The following is a 2,307-nucleotide window of genomic DNA, read 5'->3' as shown; positions in this document are numbered from 1 at the left end:
GGCGGCGCGAGCCGCGCCAGGACCGTCCGCAGGGCGGCCGCCGCGCTCCTCCTGGCCGTCTGCGCCGCCGGGTGCGGGATCAGGACCACCTCGGTGCCGGTCGACGAGGGCGCGGCGCCCTCGCGGGTCCCGTGCGACGTCGGCAAGAAGGACACCGGCGTCCGGGCCGCCCCCGGTGAGCCGGTCAGGGTCTATCTGATGTGCGCCTCCGAACTCCGGCCCGTGGAGCGCACCGTGCACAGCGCCGAGCACCGGACGCCCGCCGAACTGCGCGTGTTCACGCAGGAGTTGGTCGACCAGCTCCAGGCGCAGCCGTCCACCGCCGAGACCCAGGCGGGCTTCTCCTCGTACGTACGGGGGCCGCTCGCCGTCGACGCGCCCCACAGGGGCGACCCGGCGGACACGACGCGGCTCAGCCGTCAGCCGGAGGACCTGCCGACGGAGGCGCTCGCGCAGATCGTCTGTACGTTCAAGGAGAGCGGCGCGACGAGCGGCACCGTGCTCCTCGGCGGCCCCGGCGACTACCCGGCGCGCCCCTACATCTGCGACCAGGAGATCAAGCACCGCCCCGATTCGGCGGTGCCGACGCTCAGCCCGACCCCCTCGGAGACGTGACGTCCGTACGCACCGGGGAGTGACTCCGGTCTCATGACCGGCTTCATAGCGTGTACGGGGAACCGATCCCGCACACCGCCGCGTCTTGGCTTGCGTGCGTCAAGGTCCGGGCGGCTGCGCCGTCATCCGATTCCGCTTCGCGGGAATCGTCCTCCTCCTCCTGCATCTGCTGCTCGTCGGGTGGCTGTCCCTTCGACCGCTCGATGTCATGTGGGTGACGGCGGCCAACCTGACTCCGTTCGCGGGCATCAGGGCCGACCTGGCGATGGGCACGGTCGAGGCCGTACGCCGGATCGGCGAAGGGCTGCTCCTGCTGGCCCCGCTCGGCGTGCTGCTGCCGATGGCGGGCGGCAGACTCACCGTCTCCCCCTGCCTGTCCATGGTCCGTACGGTCGCGGCCGGCGCGCTGATCTCGCTGGGGATCGAACTGCTCCAGACCGGTGTGCCCGGCCAGGTCGTCGACGTGGACTCGCTGTGGCTGAACACGGCCGGGGTCGCGATCGCGCATCTGCTGGTGGTGCCGGCCGGGCGCGCCAGAATGCGCCGCAAGCGGCGTGAGGCGCACGCCCAGCGGCCTTCCGGTACTTCGGAAGGACATGATTCCGTCCCCTGGGTGGAGACCTCTCAGGGCTCGACCCCGACGATTCCCAGGGTCGGCGTCGCTCCGTAGAGCGATGTCGCGATCGTGCCTTCAGGCGCACCCTGGAGGTATCGGGAGCACGTGGAGAGGCTCCCCGCACGGTCTCGCTAAGGAGCCCATCATGGCCGCACTGGTCCGCCCCACCCATGGACGCATGATCGGCGGAGTGTGCGCGGCGCTGGCACAGCGCTTCGGCACCTCGGCCAACACGATGCGCGTGATCTTCCTGGTCTCGTGCCTGCTGCCGGGCCCGCAGTTCCTGATCTACCTGGCGCTGTGGGTGCTGCTGCCGAGCGAGAAGTCCGCGAGGAGCGGCAGCGCCGCCTGGTAACCGGAGGGCAGTATGGCGTATCCCTGCCAGCCAGGCAGTTCCTCCCCCGGCCACTCCCGTCGGCCGCTACGCTCCTGACGGGAGCCGGCGCCGGGTCGCAGGACGTCGAAGGACAGGGAAGCGCACGATGGACGACGAACCGCTGGCCGACTGGGCGGAGCGCCGTGACGCGAGGATCGGGCGGCTGCGCCCGGTCCCGATCATCTCGGGGGACCGCCCGAGGGGCTCGCACCTGCACCCGGAGGCGCCGCGCGGGATCGAGCGGTGGAACGGGTACGTGTGGGAGCCGTACGCGCTGGCGGCGAATCTCGCCGAGGCGCAGCGGGTCCTGTATCCGGAGACGGCGGGCACGGATCCGCTGGCGGATCAGCCGCCGGGCGCCGGCTGACGTACCGCCGCCGTACGTACGACAGCGGGGCACGGCACCTGACCGGTGCCGCGCCCCGCTGTCGTACGGAGAGGCCGGGCGCAGGGCCCGGCGTACCGGCCGGGTCAGCCGAGCGGGATCCCGTTGATCGGGAGTCCGCCCTTGCCGAGCCCGTTCACGGGCAGACCGCCGAGCAGCGACCCGCTCGGCCGGCCGCTCTGCTTGGCGCCCGTGAGCGCCGAGATCACGGGGAGCTTGGAGATCACGTCGTTGACGGGCAGCGCCTGCGTGACGCTGCCCAGCGGTCCGCCGGCGGCTGCGCCGGGGACGGGCTGGGACGCGGCGGCGGCGCTG

General features: G+C 72.6%; 4 protein-coding genes and 1 pseudogene. 4 read left to right on the top strand and 1 reads right to left on the bottom strand.

Annotated elements, in window-relative coordinates; translation table 11 throughout:
• From QR77_RS25960 to QR77_RS25945, 4 genes are all read left to right on the top strand, one after another.
• On the top strand, positions 1-615 hold a 615-nt coding region (locus QR77_RS25960), incomplete at its 5' end, for a hypothetical protein (protein ID WP_347359794.1).
• A 94-nt stretch (positions 616-709) separates the two neighbouring features.
• The gene (locus tag QR77_RS25955; protein ID WP_040024489.1) at positions 710-1,285 is read left to right on the top strand and encodes a VanZ family protein; all 576 of its coding nucleotides are present in this window, start codon (positions 710-712) and stop codon (positions 1,283-1,285) included.
• Between the two features lie 91 nt (positions 1,286-1,376).
• Positions 1,377-1,586, top strand: a complete 210-nt coding sequence (locus QR77_RS25950; protein ID WP_040024487.1) for a PspC domain-containing protein — start codon at positions 1,377-1,379, stop codon at positions 1,584-1,586.
• A 127-nt stretch (positions 1,587-1,713) separates the two neighbouring features.
• Entirely contained in the window at positions 1,714-1,974 is a 261-nt protein-coding gene (locus QR77_RS25945; protein ID WP_052489064.1) for a DUF6087 family protein, read from the top strand.
• Positions 1,975-2,078: 104 nt separating this feature from the next.
• Here the strand turns inward: QR77_RS25945 and QR77_RS25940 are convergent.
• Positions 2,079-2,307: pseudogene (locus QR77_RS25940) on the bottom strand (ATP-binding protein); the annotation flags it as partial.

Origin of the sequence: Streptomyces sp. 150FB, from assembly GCF_000818195.1 — a bacterium.
In the GTDB taxonomy this organism is placed as follows: Bacteria; Actinomycetota; Actinomycetes; order Streptomycetales; family Streptomycetaceae; genus Streptomyces.
Note: the sequence above shows the minus strand (reverse complement) of the source record. Positions and strands in the feature narration are given on the sequence as shown.